The 17,238-nt window shown below is 73.8% G+C and carries 17 protein-coding genes; 8 read left to right on the top strand and 9 right to left on the bottom strand.

Features of this window, described 5'->3' with window-relative positions:
• Positions 1-144: 144 nt before the first annotated feature.
• Entirely contained in the window at positions 145-294 is a 150-nt protein-coding gene (locus VGH76_RS04610; protein WP_331555435.1) for a hypothetical protein, read from the top strand.
• 4 nt (positions 295-298) lie between these two features.
• Here VGH76_RS04610 and VGH76_RS04615 read toward each other — a convergent pair whose 3' ends face one another.
• The 7 genes from VGH76_RS04615 to VGH76_RS04645 all read right to left on the bottom strand — a co-directional run bounded on the left by VGH76_RS04615 (position 299) and on the right by VGH76_RS04645 (position 8,830).
• Entirely contained in the window at positions 299-1,087 is a 789-nt protein-coding gene (locus tag VGH76_RS04615; RefSeq protein ID WP_331555436.1) for an oxidoreductase, read from the bottom strand.
• Complete coding sequence (locus VGH76_RS04620) at positions 1,084-1,875, bottom strand: alpha/beta hydrolase (protein ID WP_331555437.1); 792 nt, start codon at positions 1,873-1,875, stop codon at positions 1,084-1,086. Before VGH76_RS04620 ends, VGH76_RS04615 begins: the two co-directional genes overlap by 4 nt.
• 145 nt (positions 1,876-2,020) lie before the next feature.
• A complete protein-coding gene (locus VGH76_RS04625; RefSeq protein WP_331555438.1) occupies positions 2,021-4,789 on the bottom strand; it encodes an ATP-binding protein in 2,769 nt (922 codons plus the stop codon).
• A gap of 24 nt (positions 4,790-4,813) precedes the next feature.
• Complete coding sequence (locus VGH76_RS04630) at positions 4,814-4,969, bottom strand: hypothetical protein (protein ID WP_331555439.1); 156 nt, start codon at positions 4,967-4,969, stop codon at positions 4,814-4,816.
• Between the two features lie 31 nt (positions 4,970-5,000).
• Positions 5,001-5,777 carry a DUF2182 domain-containing protein gene (locus VGH76_RS04635; RefSeq protein ID WP_331555440.1) on the bottom strand — a complete coding sequence of 259 codons (777 nt, stop codon included), beginning with the start codon at positions 5,775-5,777 and terminating at the stop codon, positions 5,001-5,003.
• A gap of 5 nt (positions 5,778-5,782) precedes the next feature.
• A complete protein-coding gene (locus VGH76_RS04640) occupies positions 5,783-6,409 on the bottom strand; it encodes a DUF1326 domain-containing protein (protein WP_331555441.1) in 627 nt (208 codons plus the stop codon).
• Positions 6,410-6,535: 126 nt separating this feature from the next.
• Entirely contained in the window at positions 6,536-8,830 is a 2,295-nt protein-coding gene (locus VGH76_RS04645; RefSeq protein WP_331555442.1) for an ATP-binding protein, read from the bottom strand.
• Between the two features lie 204 nt (positions 8,831-9,034).
• Here VGH76_RS04645 and VGH76_RS04650 point away from each other — a divergent pair, with 204 nt between their 5' ends.
• Positions 9,035-11,128 carry an alpha/beta fold hydrolase gene (locus VGH76_RS04650; RefSeq protein ID WP_331555443.1) on the top strand — a complete coding sequence of 698 codons (2,094 nt, stop codon included), beginning with the start codon at positions 9,035-9,037 and terminating at the stop codon, positions 11,126-11,128.
• A 45-nt stretch (positions 11,129-11,173) separates the two neighbouring features.
• On the opposite strand, the gene VGH76_RS04655 is transcribed toward VGH76_RS04650, so the two are convergent.
• Together VGH76_RS04655 and VGH76_RS04660 are read right to left on the bottom strand one after the other, a co-directional pair.
• Positions 11,174-11,353 (bottom strand): hypothetical protein, encoded by a 180-nt coding sequence (locus VGH76_RS04655; RefSeq protein ID WP_331555444.1) that lies wholly within the window; start codon positions 11,351-11,353, stop codon positions 11,174-11,176.
• A gap of 28 nt (positions 11,354-11,381) precedes the next feature.
• Positions 11,382-11,855, bottom strand: a complete 474-nt coding sequence (locus tag VGH76_RS04660) for a hypothetical protein (protein WP_331555445.1) — start codon at positions 11,853-11,855, stop codon at positions 11,382-11,384.
• A 532-nt stretch (positions 11,856-12,387) separates the two neighbouring features.
• Here VGH76_RS04660 and VGH76_RS04665 point away from each other — a divergent pair.
• From VGH76_RS04665 to VGH76_RS04690, 6 genes are all read left to right on the top strand, one after another.
• Positions 12,388-12,999, top strand: a complete 612-nt coding sequence (locus tag VGH76_RS04665; protein ID WP_331555446.1) for a hypothetical protein — start codon at positions 12,388-12,390, stop codon at positions 12,997-12,999.
• Complete coding sequence (locus tag VGH76_RS04670) at positions 12,996-13,391, top strand: hypothetical protein (RefSeq protein ID WP_331555447.1); 396 nt, start codon at positions 12,996-12,998, stop codon at positions 13,389-13,391. The genes VGH76_RS04665 and VGH76_RS04670 overlap by 4 nt, the downstream gene beginning before the upstream one ends.
• A gap of 102 nt (positions 13,392-13,493) precedes the next feature.
• Positions 13,494-13,730, top strand: a complete 237-nt coding sequence (locus tag VGH76_RS04675; protein ID WP_331555448.1) for a hypothetical protein — start codon at positions 13,494-13,496, stop codon at positions 13,728-13,730.
• 59 nt (positions 13,731-13,789) lie between these two features.
• Positions 13,790-14,701 carry a pseudouridine-5'-phosphate glycosidase gene (locus VGH76_RS04680; protein WP_331555449.1) on the top strand — a complete coding sequence of 304 codons (912 nt, stop codon included), beginning with the start codon at positions 13,790-13,792 and terminating at the stop codon, positions 14,699-14,701.
• A 73-nt stretch (positions 14,702-14,774) separates the two neighbouring features.
• A complete protein-coding gene (locus VGH76_RS04685) occupies positions 14,775-16,679 on the top strand; it encodes an ABC transporter ATP-binding protein (RefSeq protein WP_331555450.1) in 1,905 nt (634 codons plus the stop codon).
• A 130-nt stretch (positions 16,680-16,809) separates the two neighbouring features.
• Positions 16,810-17,211, top strand: coding sequence for a hypothetical protein (locus tag VGH76_RS04690; protein WP_331555451.1), 402 nt, complete (start codon positions 16,810-16,812; stop codon positions 17,209-17,211).
• Positions 17,212-17,238 lie beyond the last annotated feature (27 nt).

The raw sequence follows: 17,238 nt of genomic DNA on the forward strand, positions 1-17,238 counted from the left end.
CCCGGCACCGGCCCGTCCTGCTTCGCGCGGGTGTCCTCGACCAGCCACGTCGTGCAGCTTGATGTTGGACTCCTGCGAGGCCGTCGCCTCGCGGCGACGTCGTCGCGCACCCGCCCCGGACGACGGTGGTCCCGCGTCGCCGCCGTGTCGGCCGCGGTCCTCGTCGTCCTCGCGCTCGTCACGGCGGGCGCGTTGCTCGGCCCGGTGGGCATGGCCCTCGGCCTGACCGCCCTCGCCATGACCCTGTTGGGGATGGTGCTCCACGACCTGCCGAGATCCGGGGCGCAGCGCTAGCGGTCTACACGGTGCTGACCATGCCCCCGTCGATCACGACGTCCGCGCCCGTCACGTTCCCGGCGGTCTCGGAGGCGAGGAGCACGACGAGCTGGGCGACCTCCGACGGGTGCGTGAAGCGGCCGGTCGGGGTGCCGGCCACCGCGGCCGCCTTCACGGCGTCCGGGTCTGCGCCCTGCGCCTGCCCGACGGTCTCGGCCACCCCGCCGGGCCCGAGCCAGAGCGCGGTCTCGACGGGGCCGGGGCTGACGGTGTTGACCCGGACCCCCTGCGGGCCCAGCTCCTTCGAGAGGGACTTGCAGAAGCTGCGCAGGGCGGCCTTGGCGGCGCTGTAGTCGATCACGCCGGGGTCCGGGAGCGCGGCGTTCACCGAGCAGACGGTGACGATCGCGGAGGGGGCGCGGCGGACGAGGTGGGGCACGGCCGCCCGCGTCGCGCGCACCGCCGAGAGCAGGTTCACCTCGAGCGCCCACTGCCAGTCGGTGTCGGTGACCTCGACGAACCCGTGGGTGCGGGGACGGACGCCGCCGACGTTGTTGACCAGCAGGTCGATGCCGCCGAAGCGCTCCACCGCCTGGTCGACGAGCGTCCGGCTGCCGTCGGCGGTGGTGAGGTCGTCGAGGACGACGAGCACCTCGTCCTCGTCGGCGAGCGCGCTCAGCTCCGGGGAGCCGTTCCGTGCGCCGGCGGCGACCGCGACCCCTTCGCGCAGGAGTGCTCGCGTCACCTCGAGCCCGATGCCCCGGCTGGCTCCGGTGACGACGGCGGTGCGGCCGGCGAGGTCGAGCTTCACAGGTCGTGTTCCTTCAGCCAGCCCAGGCAGAGGTCCGCGATCTCCGGCCAGCCGGAGTCGACGACCAGCGAGTGACCCCGGTCGGGGAAGGTCTCGATGTCGGTGACGGCGCTGGAGTGGCGGTACTGCTTGAGGGTCGAGCGCGTCACGGACTCCGGCACCGTGTGGTCCTTCCCGCTGGCGATCAGCAACAGCGGCCCGCGGTTCTCGTTGGCGGTGTCGACCTTCGCCGGGGAATGGGGATCGAAGTTCGCCGACGCCGCCTCGAACAGGGGGCGCCCCGGCGCCGGGATCGTCCAGCGCTCGTGGAGCCGGTCCGACTCCTCCTGCAGCACCGTGTTGGCGAACGCGTACCGGAACTGCTCAGGTGTGAGCGAGACCGAGCGGTGCCGGTTGGCCGGGTTGCGGAACACCGGCAGGGTCGCCTTGAGCGCCGAGAGCGGGACCGGGAGCACCCCCTTGATCTGGGCGGCGTCGATCGCGATCGCGGCGCGGGCGCGGTCCTGCCCCAGCAGTCTCTGGGCGATCAGGCCGCCGAAGGAGTGCCCGACGAGGATCGGGGCGGAGGGGAGCGTGTCGACGATCCCGGCGAAGTGCGCGACGACGTCGTCGATGCCGTGGTCCGCGATCGCGTCCGGGTCGCGGCGGGAGTCCTCCACCGTGTCGCCGTCGCCGGGCCAGCCCGGGGCCTGCGGCTCGTAGCCCGCCTCGCGGAACCTCTCGATCCACGGGTCCCAGGACGAGGCGTGCAGCCAGAGGCCATGGATGAAGAGCACGGGTGTGCCCACGGTCGTCTCCTTCGCTTCCGGCGGCCGGGGCTCCTCGCCGGCCCGCCACTTCAGTCCGAGGATGACGACGACGGGGCGCAGCGGCTTCGGTCACGACGACGCAGCGCCGACGGCGCACCGGTGCGGCGCTAGCGTCGGATGACTGTCACGGCGCGGGCGGGGCGTGTCCGTCGTCGCCGAGGAGCACGGTCGTCAGCTGCCCGCGGCTGGTCACCCCGAGCTTGGGGAAGATCCGGTACAGGTGCGAGCCGATCGTGCGGTGGGACAGGAAGAGCCGCTGGCCGATCTCGCGGTTGGAGAGCCCCTGCGCCGCGAGCTCCGCGATCTGCGTCTCCTGCGGGGAGAGCTGGTCGCGCAGGTTCCGCGCCGGGCGCCACCCCCGCTCGCCCGTGGCCCGCAGCTCGCGGTCGGCCCGGAGAGCCCAGGTGTGGGCGCCGGCGGCGTCGAACGTGCTCCGGGCGGCCCGCAGGGGCGCGCGGGACTCGGCGGTGCGCCGCTGGCGGCGCAACCACGACCCGTGGGCCAGCTGCAGCCGGGCGCGGTGCCACGGGTAGGGCCCGGCAGCGCCGTCGAGGGCGGTCCGGAAGAGCTCGTCGGCCGAGTCGTGATCGGCCAGGACGGCCCGCGAGTACTGCAGCGCGATCGTCGGTCCGAGCGCGGGGTCCGGGCCCGCGGAACGCTCCACCCCGTCGAGCAGGGACAGCGCCTCCTCGCGGCGGTCCGCGTGGACCGCGGCGTCGGCGAGGTAGCTGATCGTCCAGAGCTGCTGCACCCGCTGGCACGCGGGATCGGTGGGGACGAAGACCCGGTGCAGCTCGCCGAAGGCCGGTTCGGGACGTTCGGCGCCGAGCGCGGCGACCCCGCGGGCGAGCTGGGCGGCGGCGAGCAGGGACGAGCTCGCGTTGGGGGTGCGCACCGCGGTGTCCTCGGCCTCGGCCAGGAGCGGGTGACGGACGTCCCACCGGCCGCCGAGGGCCTCGATGACCGTCACCGCGACGCGCGCGGTGGCGGCCCACACCGCCTGCCCGGTCTCGTCGCCGAGGCGCCGGGCCTCGTCGGCCGACCTCGACGCGTCGAAGACCCCGAGGTTGATCTCGGCCCAGGACCGGATCGCGAGGGCCTCGGCCAGCAGGCTCAGCCGGCCCTGGGCGCGGAGCGCGGTGATGGCCGTCGAGAGGAACACCTCGGCGCGGGCGAAGTCCCCGACGCAGAACGCGGCGATGCCGAGCAGCCCGGCGAGATCCGGTCGGCCGCCCGCGTCCGCGGGCCATCGCTCCAGCTCGGCCACGATCGTCGGCGCGAGCGTCAGGGACTCCGAGAGCCCGAGCACGGCCAGGACCCGGGGATCGCCGCCCGGCAGCGGGACCTCGCGGGCGGCCCCGACGATGTCCTCCCGCACGCTCTCCCCGGGGTCGCGCCACCACACCCGGCGGGCCGCACCGACCAGCAGCTGCATCGCGAGGTCGGCGTCGTCGTCGACCGCGGCGCGGCGCGCCAGCTCGACCAGGTGCCGGATCTCCGCCGGCTCGCTCGTCGAGCCGTCGTGGAAGGCCCCCTCGAGCCAGGTCAGCCGGGACCGCTCGCGCGGCGGGAGGTCCATCCCCGAGACCTGCCCGGCGATCTGCTCCACCTGCGCGAAGCGTCCCAGCTCGTAGCCGAGCTCCGCGGCGCCGATCAGCCGGGCGGCACGGGTCTGGGGGTCGGGGCTGAGCGCGGCCGCCCGCTCCAGCCACGCGAGCGCCGTCGACACCGCGCCACGACGGTGCGCCCCGGTGGCCGCCCGCTCGAGCTCGGCGGCGACCTGCTCGTCCGGTCCCGGCGCCGCGGACGCCCGGTGCCACACGGCACGGTCCGGATCGGCGGCCAGGACGCGGGCCAGCGCCGCGTGGGCGTCCCGGCGGGCCGCCGGCGACAGGGCGTGGCGCAGCGTCGACGCCACCAGCGGGTGAGGAATCCGGTAGGTCTCGCCGACCATGGTGAGCAGCCCGAGGTCCACGGCCGGCGCCGCCGCGGCGAGCTGTCCGGCGGCGGGTTGGAGGATCTCCGCGGCCGCCAGCACGTCGCCGATGTCGTCGCCGTCGTCCAGCGCGGCCACGTCCACGATCGCCCGCGCGGCCGCGTCGAGCTCGTCGGCCCGCGCCGCGTACGCGCGTTCCAGACGCGTGGTCATCGGCAGGTCGTCGTCGGGATCCGCCCAGCCGTGCCCGCCGGACCCCGCGGCCACGGCCAGCTCGAGCAGCCCGAGGGGGTTGCCCTCGGCGTGGCGCAGGATGCGGGCGCGCAGCGGCGGGGCCAGGTGGGGAGCGTGCTCGTCGAGCAACGCCGCCGACGCGGGCCCGTCCAGTCCCTCGACCCCGATCCAGGTGACGGTCTCGTCGTCGTCGACCGGCAGTATCCCGGGGCGCGCCGCACACACGAGCGCGATCCGCTCCCCACCGATCCGCCGCGCGACGAAGACGAGCACCTCGACCGTGGGCCGGTCCATCCGGTGGAGGTCGTCGAGGCCGACCAGCACCGGCGCCTCGGCCGCCGCGTCGGCGAGGAGCTCGAGGACGGCCAGCGCGATGAAGAACGGGTTGTCCACGCGCGCGTCGGTCATCGCGAAGCACGCGAGCAGGGCCTCCCGCTGACGGTCGGGCAGCCGGTCCGCACGCGGGAGCAGCGGACGCAGGAGCTGGTGGAGGGCGGCGAAGGGCAGGTGCGACTCGGACCGGGCGCCCCGCGCGGTGAGCACGCGGAACCCGGACTCCCGCGCGTGCTCGGCGAGGCCCGCCAGGAGCGCGCTCTTCCCGACACCGGGCTCGCCGACCAGGCCGAGCGCCACGCCGCCGAGCTGGACCCCGTCCAGCCGCTCCACCAGGGCCCGCAGCTCGTCGTCGCGGCCGACGAGCCGCGGGCCCGGGGTGTTGGTCACGCCCGCGAGCATCCTGGGCGGGCGTCACGGCGTCCAGCGACCACCCGTCCGTCGCCGGCGGCGTGCGAGGGCGCCCGCCAGCAGGAGCACCAGGAGGACCACGACGGCGACCGCCAGGGCCGCCAGCGCCGGGTCGTACGCCTGGGCTGTCTCCTCGTGGGCGAGGATCACGATGTCCACGGTTCCGTCCTCCGGGGTCGGGTCAGCAGGATCAGAGCAACGCCGGCACGGCCACCACCGCGGCACCCGCGAGCAGCGCGACACCCACCGGGGCCACGAGCCGGGCTCCGAACCGGGTGGTCTTCTCGACGAGCATCACGCCGGTGAGCGCGAGCATCCACGCCAGGCTGCTGACGCCGACAGCGAACATCACCAGCATCAGGGCCCAGCAGCAGCCCAGGCAGTACAGGCCGTGCCCGAGGCCCAGGCGCCAACCGCCGCCGGCACCCCGTCGGTAGTGCTGCCAGAGGAACGACGCCGGGTCGCGGCAGACGCTCAGGCACCGGTTCTTCAGCGGGCTGAACTGGAACGCCCCGGCGAGCGCGAGCGTCGCCGCCAGCACCAGCCCGGATCGTTCGTCGAGCCAGGGCCACGTGTCGACCAGCCGGTGGATCCCGGCGTCGCCGAACAGGGCGACCGGCCCGAACGCGGTCCACACCGTCAGGTAGCCCAGGTAGAACCCGGCGCGGGCCGCGCGGGGGCGGGGCGCCCGGGCGCTCACCGGCCCGAACAACCGCACCAACGGCATGACGGTCGGCAGCATCATCGCCGCCACCATGACCAGCCAGACGGCGAGGAACGCCGTGATCCGCAGCGGCCAGGCGAGTGTCGATTCCTCGAGCACGGCGTCGTGGTGGGCGAGCTCGTGGCCGCCGGTGAGGGCGAGCACGACGGTGCCGACCCAGCACAGCCCGGCGACCGTCCAGATCGTCAGCGCCGGATCGTGGCGCCGGGGTACGCGCAGCGGCGCGCCGGTGGTCGTGGACACCGGGATCAGCCCGAGAAGCGGAACGCGCCCTGGACCGCGTTCTTGCCGGAGATGTCCACGTCCGGTCGCCCGAGCAGCCGGCCGGCGCGGCGGTAGACGCTGGCCTTGCCGGGGTAGGCCGGCGAGCCCGGGATCGTGCTGAAGACGGTCTCGGAGAGCGTCGTGGTCCTGCCGGTGGCGCCCTGGAACGGCGCGAGCACCGCCTCGACGGCGTCGCCGATCCGCAGCGTGCCGGCCCCCTCGGTGACGCTGAAGGTGAACGGCGCGCGCTCCACCGCCACCACCTCGCCGATCAGCGCCGCGAGGTCGGCGACGGCACCGCCGAGCTGGCCGGTGAACACGTTCAGGATCGCCTGCTGCTGCTCGTCGGTGCACCGGTCGTCCACGTAGACGACGGCGGTCCAGTTGCCGGCCAGCGCGTTGCCGGGGATGTGGCAGACGACCGCCACCGCCCGGTCCGACACGTCGACGTCCTGCACGACGCCGTGGTCGATGTACCAGGCGATCACGCCCTGGCAGTCGTCCCCGTCCGGGTCCTCCCCGACCCAGCACGGGCAGATCGCGTTGCAGGTACAGATCTCGAGCAGTCGGCCCTCGACGGTGTAGGTCGAGGTCATCACGGTCGCGGTCATCGTCGTTCTCCCCTTCGACTCCCCCGGCCTCCGTGACCATCACGGGAGGCCAGGCGTCCGGTGTACGGCGCCGAGGAGGGCGGGCGATATCGGGGGAACCATGTAGGGCCCGCTGCGGGCCCCTCCTCAGCGGGTCCCGGACAGAGGCCGCTCCCGACCGCCGGCGACGACGGCGGCGACCTCCGCGCGGCTGCTCGCGTCGAGCTTGCGGATGATGTGGTGCACGTGGACCTCGGCGGTCTTCTCCGTGATGCCCAGCTCCCGACCGATCTGGCGGTTGGTGCGCCCCCGCGCGACGAGCAGCGCCACCTCGCGCTCGCGCCGGGTGAGCACGCCGAGCACCGGGGAGGGCGCGGCCGGCGGCGGAGGCGTCCGCCGCACGGTCTCCCGTGCGATCGCGAGCGCGGACGCCGTGGGCATGTCGCGGCCGGCGCACCGGGCGAGGTCGGCCGTGTCGGGGCCGAGCTCGCGACGGACCCGCGCGAGGACGTCGTCGCGATCGTCCCGGTCCTCGTCCGCGATCGGCGCCGCGACCCGCTCCCGCAACGCGGCGCCGGCGCCGAGCAGTCGGGCCGCCGTGCGGGGGTCGGCCCGGGCCGCGGCCACGGCGGCCGCGCCCTCGAGGCACTGGGCGATCCCGCGGTCGTCGTCGACGCGGGCGCAGCGCTCCAACGCCTCGGCGAGCAGTGTCGCGGCGACGTCCGGGCGGCGTCGCCGCAGCTCCACGGCGGCCAGGACCCCGGCACAACAGCCGATCGCCCACCCGTGGTCCATCTCCCGGAACCGCGCGAGGCTCGTGCGCAGGTGCTCGGCCGCCTCGTCGAGACGGCCCCGTCCCCGGGCCAGGAGCCCGAGGTCGTACCGGGACCACGCGACACCGGGGGTGGCGCCGATGTCCTCGTGCAGCCGGCCGGCCCGCTCGTGATGGGCCACCGCCTCGTCGAACCGTCCACGGGCGCGGGCCAGGTGACCACGGAAGGCGCTGCCGATCGCCGCACGCCGCGGCGCGCCGACCCGATCGTTGATCGCCATCGCGCGGGCGAGCAGGCTCTCCGCGCGGTCCAGGTCGCCGCGACCCGTCGCGATGACGGCCCCGATGAGGAGGGTCCCCGACAGCGCCTCGTCCGGCGCCCGGGCCCCGCTCGCGTCCACGACGGCGAGAGCCCGGTCCACGGTCACGCGGACGTCGCCGAGCCGGCCCCGCGTGTAGGCGTACCAGCCCAGGGCGGAGGCGAGCGGCAGGACCAGGCAGACGTCGCCGGACCCGGTGGCGTGGGCCAGCGCCGCCCGCACGTTCGCCTGGTGGGCGCCCACCGCGTCCACCCACCAGGACTCCTCGTCGGTGCCGATGAGCTCCTCGGTCCGTGTCCCGAACTCTGCGAAGTACCGGGCGTGCCGGGTGCGGGTCCCGTCGACCTCCCCGTGCTCGGCGAGCTGCTCGGCCGCGTACTCACGCAGGCTCTCCAGCATGACGAGCTCCGCGGCCTCGTCGTGACCGAGCCGGCGCCGCACGAGGCTCTTCTCCACCAGCGACATCGCGGTCCCGAGCGGGTCGTCGACGGCGCACACGTCCTGTACGGCGTCGAGCGTGGCCCCGCCGACGAAGACCGACAGCCGGCGGAAGAGCGCCCGTTCGTCGGGCGTCATGAGGTTGTGGCTCCAGGTCAGCGCCGCCCGCATCGTGCGGTGCCGGTCGGGCCGGTCCCTGGTATCGCTGGTCAGCAACCCCATCCGGTGCCGCAACCGGAAGGTCAGCTCTGTCGGGCTGAACAACTTCAACCGGGCGGCGGCGAGCTCGAGCGCGAGGGGCAGGCCGTCCAGCCGGACACAGATCTCGGCGACGGCGGCCCGGTTGGCGGGGGTCACCTCGAAGTCGGGCTGGAAGCGGCGCACCTGGTCGACCAGCATCGCGACCGAGGGCGTCCCGACGAACCGCTCGAGCTCCTGGGAGTCGTCGCAGGGCAGCGACAGCGGCTGCACCGGCACCTCGAGCTCGGCGGACAGGTGCAGTCGCTCCCTGCTGGTTACCACCAGACGGATCCGGGTCGAGGCGGCTACCAGCGCGGTCAGGCCCGGGGCGGCGTCGAGGACGTGCTCGAAGTTGTCGAGGACCAGCAGCACCTCCCTGCCGCGCAGTCGCTCGGCCAGGCGGTCGGGCGGCGTCGCGGTCCCCGGGTCCGGCGACCCGCACATCGCGGCGATCTCCGCGAGGACCAGCTCGCTGTCCCGGACCGACACGAGGTCGACGAAGACGACGCCGTCCGCGAAGCGTGCGCCGAGGGCGTGCCCCGCCGCGATCGCGAGCCGGGTCTTGCCGACACCGGGCGGGCCGGAGAGCGTGACCATCGGGACGTCGGGGCATGTCAGCAGCCGCTCGAGGGCGGCGATCTCCTCGTCGCGGCCGATGAGCGCGCCCGGCACGACCGGCAGGGTCCCGCGGTGCCGCACCGGATCGGCGGTGTCTCCCACGTGGCCCCCCGAATTCGACGATCACCCGCCCCAGGGTGGAAATCTACCGCTGCGGGACACTCCGGTCACTGTCCGAACGAATCTGCGCACGAATGCCGGTATCGACACCACCACCCGAGCGAGACAATGGGCGCACTCCGAGTACGGGGGGTGACGATGCGCGCTCGGGAACCCGACAAGATCGGCGAGATCGTGCGCGACGGGGTCCGGGTCGGCTATGAGGTGTACGACGACCAGCTCACCGCCGCGGAGCCGACCGTCGTATTCCTGACCTCGTGGGCGATCGTGCACGCCCGCCAGTGGAAGGCGCAGATTCCCTACCTCGCACGCCACTTCCGCATCGTCGTCGTCGAGGGCCGGGGCAACGGCCGGGCCGACCGGCCACCGGTCCCGGAGGCCTACGCCGACCACGAGTACGTGCAGGACGTGATCGACGTGATGGACGAGGTCGGGGTCGATCGCGCGGTCCCGGTCGGGCTGTCGCTGGGCGGGCGTCACGCGCTCCAGCTCGCCGCCTGGCATCCGGATCGGGCCGCGGGAGTGATCGCGATCGGCACCGCCCTCCCCTGGCGGTTACCGGCCGACTTCGATCAGCCCAAGGCGTCGTACGAGGGCTCGGAGAAGTTCAACCGGCACTACATCAGCGGTGACTACCGCGGATTCGTCGAGTTCTTCATGTCCGGCGTCTTCACCGAACCCCACTCCAGCAAGCAGTGGGAGGACGGCGTCGGCTGGGGGCTGGAGACCGACGCCGAGACGCTGCTGCTGACCGCGCCCGCCGTGGACGCCCCGGACGCGGCCGACGCCGAAGCCATCGGCCGGCAGGTGCGGTGTCCCGTCCTCGTCGTGCACGGCGACCAGGACGCGATCGTGCCCTACGAGACCGGCGTCGACCTGGCGCGCTGGACCGGCGGCGCGCTGGTCACCATCCGCGGCGGGGGCCACGCCCCCACCATGCGCGACCCGGTGGGCAGCAACCTCCTGATCCGCGAGTTCGTCGAATCGCTCACGCCGCGCCCGCGGCACCGCACCTGGACACCGCCCCGGCGACGTCGGAAACGGGCGCTCTTCGTGGCCTCCCCGATCGGCCTCGGGCACGTGCGCCGCGATCTCGCGATCGCGACCGAACTCCGTGACCGCTGCGGCGGCGATCTCGAGATCGAGTGGTTGACCCAGGATCCGGTGACGCGCGTCCTCGCGGACGCCGGGGAACGCGTGCACCCGGCATCCCGGTGGTTGGCCAGCGAGAGCGGACACTTCGAGTCCGAGGCCGGTGAGCACGATCTGCACGCGTTCCAGTCGCTGCGGCGGATGGACGAGATCATGGCCGCGAACTTCATGGTCTTCCACGACCTGGTCTCCGACGATCCGTACGATCTGTGGATCGCGGACGAGGGATGGGACGTCGACCACTTCCTGTTCGACAACCCGGAGCTCAAGACGACCGCGTACGCGTGGCTGACGGATTTCATCGGCATGCTCCCGCTGCCCGACGGCGGCCTGGCGGAGACAGCGCTGACCGCCGACGTCAACGCCGAGCGGGTCGGGCGGATGCGCCATCTCCCCCGGCTCCGGGACCGCTCGATCTTCGTCGGCAACCCGGAGGACCTCGTGGACTCCTCGCTCGGTCCCGGACTGCCGACGGTCCGGGAATGGGCCGCGGAACGGTACGCGTGTACCGGCTACGTCACCGGGTTCGACCCGTCCGCGGACCGCGAGGCGATACGGGCCGAGCTGGGTCACCGCCCCGGGGAGCGGGTGTGTGTGGTCACGGTCGGCGGTTCGGGGGTCGGCCGTGATCTCCTCGGGCGGGCGCTGGAGGCGTATCCGCGGGCCGCCGAGCGGATTCCCGGGCTGCGCATGGTCGTGGTGACCGGTCCCCGGATCGACCCCGGATCGGTGCCCGCGCCCGCGGGGGTCGAGGTCCGCGGCCACGTCCCGGACCTCCATCGGCATCTCGCCGCCTGCGATCTCGCGGTCGTCCAGGGCGGCCTCACCACGACGATGGAGCTGACCGCCCTGCGCCGCCCCTTCCTGTACTTCCCGCTCGGTCACCACTTCGAGCAGCAGGTGCACGTGCCCCATCGGCTCGCCCAGTACGGGGCCGGGCGCCGGATGGACTACGCGACCACCGATGCCGAACGGTTGGCCGAGGCCATGGCCACCGAGATCGATCGCCCGATCGCCTATCGACCGGTCGAGGCCGACGGTGCGGCGCGGGCCGCGGCGCTCCTCGCCGAGCTCCTCTAGCCACCGGGGCGATCTTCGCTGCCGAGGGGTCCTACCGACGCCGGGTCACTCCGCCGGCGGGTCCGGGCGCCGCGGCTCCTCGGCGTCCTCGGTGCGGGCGACCCGGACCCGGACGACGCCGGTCTCGAGATCCAGGCCCACGACCCTGCCCCGCTCGCCGTCGTCGTCGGACTCCTCGACGCCCTCGATGCGGGGCGAGCGGAAGATGCCACCGAAGGTCGCCACGCGACGAGGGTAGGCCGCGTCCCCGCGCTCACCCACCCGAGTCGAGCATGTCCTGCAGGCACCGGGTGAGGCGATCATGGGCCGCCCGGTCACCGAGCCGGCGGGCGGCGAGCCCGTCGACCGCCTCGGCCCGCACCGCGTCGGCCTCGGGATCGCTCGCCCGCGCCCAGCCGCACGACCAGGTGTCGGGCAGGTTCGCCACCGGGTGCACCGGCACCCCGTAGAGGCGCCCCAGGTCGCGGGAGAGCGCCTCCACACCATCAGCGTTCTGCGGCTGGATCAGAGCGCCCTCGAGCGTCGGCAGTCTGAGCTGGCGTCGGAGGCGCCGCATCCGGGGCGTGGATTCCAGCCCGAGGCCGGACGTGACGACGAGGACGAGCGGGTAGGCGTGCTGCCCCCGGAAACCAGCGCTGTGCTCGACGGTGCGTCCCCAGAGCGCGCAGCAGCCGACGACGACCGCCCCACTCCGGAACCCGACGGGGAGAGCATCGAACCGCACCATGGCGTAGAGGCCGCACTGACATTCCGGAGACGGGCATTGCTCGCAGCCGGCGGCGCAGGTCGCCGTGGTCGCGACACGGTGTCGCCACCGCAACGGGCGGACCGGTGAGACGAGCTCAGGCCCCAGCCCCCGGTCGACCACGTTCCAGGCCCGCCACCCGACGATCGGGGTGGGGAGATCGGGAGCGAGGGTCACGCCTCGGGATCGCCGACGGTGATCGTGGCCGCGGCACCGGGCATCGGCATCGTCGGGGCCGGCTCCAGCTCGGCGAGGTGGCCCGGGAGATCGCCGTCGGGCACGGGACTGACGATGGGTTCGACGACGAGGGTGCGGACTGGTTCGCCGATGTTCATGGAAGCGCCCCTCACTCGAATGGGTGAACACCCACTGTACCCCTGACTGTGGCGAGGGTCACCGTCTCCGACCCCGCCCTCGCCGCGCACCTCCATGCCGTGATCGTCCGGCGGGGTGGATGACGGCGCCCTACGCTCGGCGGTGCGCGGGGCGCTCGGGGGTGGTGACGATGACGTCGGTGTCCGGTCCGCGTGTCGACCCCGCTCCCCTGTTCGACCTGGTCACCGGCTTCCCGCCGGACGACGCCCTCGACGTCGTGGTACCGATGCCGCTGTCCCTTGCCGTCTACATGACGATGCTCGAGTCGACGGGCCACGCGGCCGAGCTCGCGGTGCTGCGCAAGCTGCACATCGAGCAGACCCGCGAGACGGTCCGTGGCATCCAGGCCGGGGTCGGCGCCCTCGTCGGCGCCGAGGTCGATCCCGCCGCCCGCCTGCGCATCACGCACATCGTCGAGGAGCGGGTTCCCGGCGTGAACGGCCTGCGCCCGCACGTCCACGCCTACGTCGGCGCCGTCCTGCGGTCCCCGATCCGTGGCCGGCAGATCCCGCTGGACGTCGAGCAGCTGAGGGACCTCGCGGAGTCGTCCCTGTTCTGCGCCCACCGCGACGGCCTCGTCGCGGCGACGACCGAGCGCGCCGGTCTCACGTGGGGGGCGACGACGTGGTCGTCGCACGAGGTCGTGGGGCCGGCCTGGCTGGCGGAACGGACCGAGCAGGCGCGGCACGACGACGTCTCCTGTCCCGGCCCCTGGCCCCGCCCCCAGATCCTGGCCGGGCCGCCGGGGTGACGGGGTTCTTCGTGCCGGGTGTCGATCCCGACGGGGCCGAGTCCCGCTACGCCGATCTCGCGGCGACGGTCGGGGCCACGGTGGCGGCCCCGTCGGAGCGGGTGCGGTGGATCCGGTTCGTCCAGGGCGCCGAGGAGTGGAGCGCCGTGGTCGGCGAACGCCTGTCCGGGGAGATGACGGCGAGGACGGCGGGCCGCACCGTCCGCCGGGCGTCGGCGCCCACCCGTCGGGTCTCCGACCCGGCGACGGTGCAGGCGATCTTCGCCGCCGAGGAGTCGTACCTGGTCGTCACCGACGTCCACCCGGTGGGCGACGTCCACGACTCGACCTGGGACAACCCCGTGACCGTCCCCCGCCGAAACGCTCGTCAGGTGGTCCGGTTCGACGGGTGACGCGACGGTCAGCGCAGGGACAGGTGCTCCCCGGGCGTGATGTGGTCGGGGCCCGAGAGGCCGTTGTCGACGGCGACTGCGGTGGCCGTGGTGCCGTGTCCGGTGGCAATCGACGAAAGGGTGTCCCCCGGACGCACGGTGTACGAGAAATCGAACTCTCCTCCGCGCGAGGCGAACGTAGCGCGGGAATTCTGCGACGAGGCGACCGCCGATTCCCGGCCCGCCAACGACGACACGAATTCGCTCAGCGCCTCGCCCCCCGAGGCCAATGCCGATCCGCCCGAGCGTGCCCCAGCCGCCGAGGTCGACGGCGCGGTGATGTGGTCGCCGGGCTGGTGATCGCGCTGCTCGTGATCTATCACTAGGGATGGAGGCGCCGGCGACGATCGGAGGAGTGCGTGGAGCCCGTCACCGTCTCGGACGAGGTCCGCGCGGCGGTCGCCGAGCGTCGGCCCGTCGTCGCCCTCGAGTCGACGATCCTCACCCACGGCCTGCCGCGCCCCCGCAACCTCGAGGTGGCGCACGACGCGGAGACGCTCCTGCGTGACGCCGGCCTCGTGCCGGCCACGATCGGCGTGGTCGACGGCCGGCCGGTCGTCGGCCTGGACCCGGGCCAGCTGGAACGCCTCGCCACCGACGACGGCGTCACCAAGGTCAGCGTCCGCGACCTCCCGGTGGCACTCGCCCGCGGCGCCCACGGCGGAACGACCGTCGCCGCCACCGCCCTGCTCGCCGCCCGCGCCGGAATCGCGGTGTTCGCCACCGGCGGGCTGGGCGGGGTGCACCGCGGTGCGTCGAGCACGTTCGACGAGTCCGCCGACCTCGTCGCGCTCGCCGGCATCCCGATCCTCGTCGTCTCCGCCGGGGTGAAGTCCATCCTCGACGTCGGCGCGACCCTCGAACGCCTCGAGACCCTCAACGTCACCGTGCTCGGCTACCGCACGGACGCCTTCCCCGGCTTCTACGTCCGCGACTCCGGCTTCGGGGTGCCCGCCCGTGTCGAGACCCCGGCCGAGGCGGCCGCAGTCGCGCGAGCCCGCGACGCGCTCGGACTGCGCAGCGCGGTGCTGCTGGCCAACCCCGTCGCCGAGGAGGCCCAGCTCGACGTCGACGAGCACCGCCGGGTCCTCGACGACGCCCTCGACGACGCCGGGGCCGACGGCATCACCGGGCAGGCGACGACGCCGTACCTCCTCGAGCGCATCCGCCGCTCGACGGCCGGGCGCAGCCTCGAGGTCAACGTCGCGGTCTACCGCGGCAACGTCGCCCTCGGCGGTGAGGTGGCCACGGCCCTCCTCGCCGACCGGTAGCCGCAGGGCCTCGGTCGGTTGGACGCGGGACACCGGTCACCAGCACAGTGGGCCCGCACGAGAGGACGGGCGCATGGCTGATCGCCGCAACGGCACCACCCCGACGACCACCCCGGCGGCGAAGGACACCACGGGACGCCGCGCGCTCGCCCTGTTCGCCCCCTACCGCGGACGCCTGACGCTGATCGCGCTCGCCATCTTCACGACGTCCGCGCTCGGCGTCGTCACCCCGTTCCTCACCCAACGGGTCTTCGACGACGCGCTCTTCGTCCGCGGCGGGCCCCGGCTGGGGCTGCTGTCGGTGCTGGTCGGACTGATGATCGGGATCGCCGCGCTGTCGGCCGTCATCGGGATCGGCCAGACCTACCTGACGACAGTGCTCGGCAACCGCGTCATGCAGTCGCTGCGCGACCGGCTCTTCACCCACCTGCAGCGGATGCACCTCGGGTTCTTCACGTCCACCCGGACCGGGTCGATCCAGTCCCGGCTGGACAACGACGTGGGCGGGGTGCAGTCGGTGGTGACCGACACCGCGTCGTCGATCCTCGGGAACGTCGTCACCGTCGTCGCCTCGGTGGTCGCGATGCTCGCGCTGTCGTGGCAGCTCTCGCTGGTCGCGTTCGTGCTGCTGCCGGTGTTCCTCGTGCTGCAGATCCGCGTCGGCCGGGTCCGCCGGAAGATCGCGGCGAGCACGCAGTCGTCACTGTCCGACATGAGCGCGATCACCCAGGAGACGTTGTCGGTCTCGGGGGTCCTGCTGGCCAAGGTGTTCGGGCGCCAGGAGCAGGAGATCGCCCGCTACCGCTCCGAGAACGACCGGCAGACGACGCTGCAGATCCGGCAGACGATGAGCGGCCAGTCGTTCTTCGCCGTCGTCACCGGCTTCTTCGCGCTGATCCCGGCGGTGGTCTACCTGGTGGCCGGGGTGCTCTTTGCGCGCGGCGACACCGCCATCTCGGCGGGCACGCTCGTGGCGTTCACGACGCTGCAGACGCGGCTGCTGTTCCCGATCGTCAACCTGCTGCGGGTCTCGCTGGACGTCCAGACGTCGCTGGCGTTGTTCGGCCGCATCTTCGAGTACCTCGACCTCGTCCCGGCGCTCCGGGACTCCCCCGGCGCCCGCCCGCTCGCGAAGGCGGACGCGCGCGGCGAGGTCGAGTTCCGCGGCGTGTGGTTCCGCTATCCCACCGACGACGACGAGCCGGGCCCGTGGGCGCTCGAGGACCTGTCGCTACGGATCGCACCCGGTCAGCTCGCCGCGATCGTCGGGCCGAGCGGGGCGGGCAAGACGACGTTGTCGTCGCTGGTCCCGCGGCTCTACGACGTCGACGCGGGGGCGGTGTGCCTCGACGGGACCGACGTCCGGGAGCTCACCCTCGCCTCCCTCCCCGTCCTGGTCGGGATGGTGACCCAGGAGAGCTACCTGTTCCACGCCACCGTCGCCGAGAACCTGCGCTATGCCGCGCCGGACGCCACCGACGAGCAGCTGCGCGCCGCCGCCCGCGCCGCGAACATCGCCGAGCACCTCGAGGGCCTCGCCGACGGTTACGACACCGTCGTCGGGGAGCGCGGGTACCGGTTGTCCGGCGGCGAGAAGCAGCGGGTCGCGATCGCCCGCGTGATCCTCTCCGATCCCCGGATCCTGGTGCTCGACGAGGCCACCTCCGCGCTGGACACCACGAGCGAACGGCTGGTCCAGCAGGCTCTGGAGCGGGTGATGTCGGGGCGGACCACCATCGCCATCGCGCACCGGCTCTCGACGATCCTGTCGGCCGACGTCATCTTCGCGCTGGACGACGGCCGGCTCGTCGAGCAGGGCACGCACGACGAGCTCCTCGCCCGCGACGGGCTGTACGCGCAGCTCTACGCCGAGCAGTTCGGCGGCGGCGCGGTCGAGGCGCGGTGCGCCGACGGCGTCCGCTTCACCGACGGCAAGGTGCTCGCGTCCCGCGCGACGGACCACTCCCCCGCCGCCTGAACCGGCGGTGTGCCGGTAGCAGGTTCGGACGACGAGGGGATCGCCCTGCGGTCATCTACGCGCGATAATCGGTCGATAGGTGCCGGCGCGGGGCGGGCACACGTGGGGCGCGGGAACGGCGGTGGGACACGTGCACGTGGAACCGCTGGCGCAGCGGGTCGTCGAACTCATCGAGGGGACGGCCTTCACCCACCTCGACTCCGCCTCCGTCCTGAGCATGCTCGCCCTCCTCCTGGCGGGCGCCGGGCTGGTCACGCTCACGAACTTCGCCCTCGACGGCGGCGAGCAGCTGTCGTTGCTCGTCGCCGAGCCGTTCCCGCGCGTCGAGGCGTCGGTCGGGGTCGTCCTGGCGCCGTACGGCGTGAGCACCTCGCTGACCGAGCGGCTGCGCCGCTACGCCGAGCACCCCGCCGTCGACGGCCTGGTCGTCGCCACCGCCGACCCCGACGTCCGGCTCCTGCCCCGCGAGATCGAGGGCATCCCGGTGCGCACCGCGATCCTCCTCGACTCCGCGACCGACTCGGTGAGCTGAGAACCGGCGCACGACGGCTGGTCCCGC

The sequence above is a fragment of the Actinomycetospora sp. genome, assembly GCF_036497585.1.
In the GTDB taxonomy this organism is placed as follows: domain Bacteria; phylum Actinomycetota; class Actinomycetes; order Mycobacteriales; family Pseudonocardiaceae; genus Actinomycetospora.

What these genes read in the sequence shown, in the direction of transcription:
- VGH76_RS04650 (WP_331555443.1), top strand. Translation starts at nt 9,035, where the DNA reads ATGCGCGCTCGGGAACCCGACAAGATCGGCGAGATCGTGCGCGACGGG.
- VGH76_RS04685 (WP_331555450.1), top strand. Translation starts at nt 14,775, where the DNA reads ATGGCTGATCGCCGCAACGGCACCACCCCGACGACCACCCCGGCGGCG.
- VGH76_RS04660 (WP_331555445.1), bottom strand. Translation starts at nt 11,855, where the DNA reads ATGGTGCGGTTCGATGCTCTCCCCGTCGGGTTCCGGAGTGGGGCGGTC.
- VGH76_RS04640 (WP_331555441.1), bottom strand. Translation starts at nt 6,409, where the DNA reads ATGACCGCGACCGTGATGACCTCGACCTACACCGTCGAGGGCCGACTG.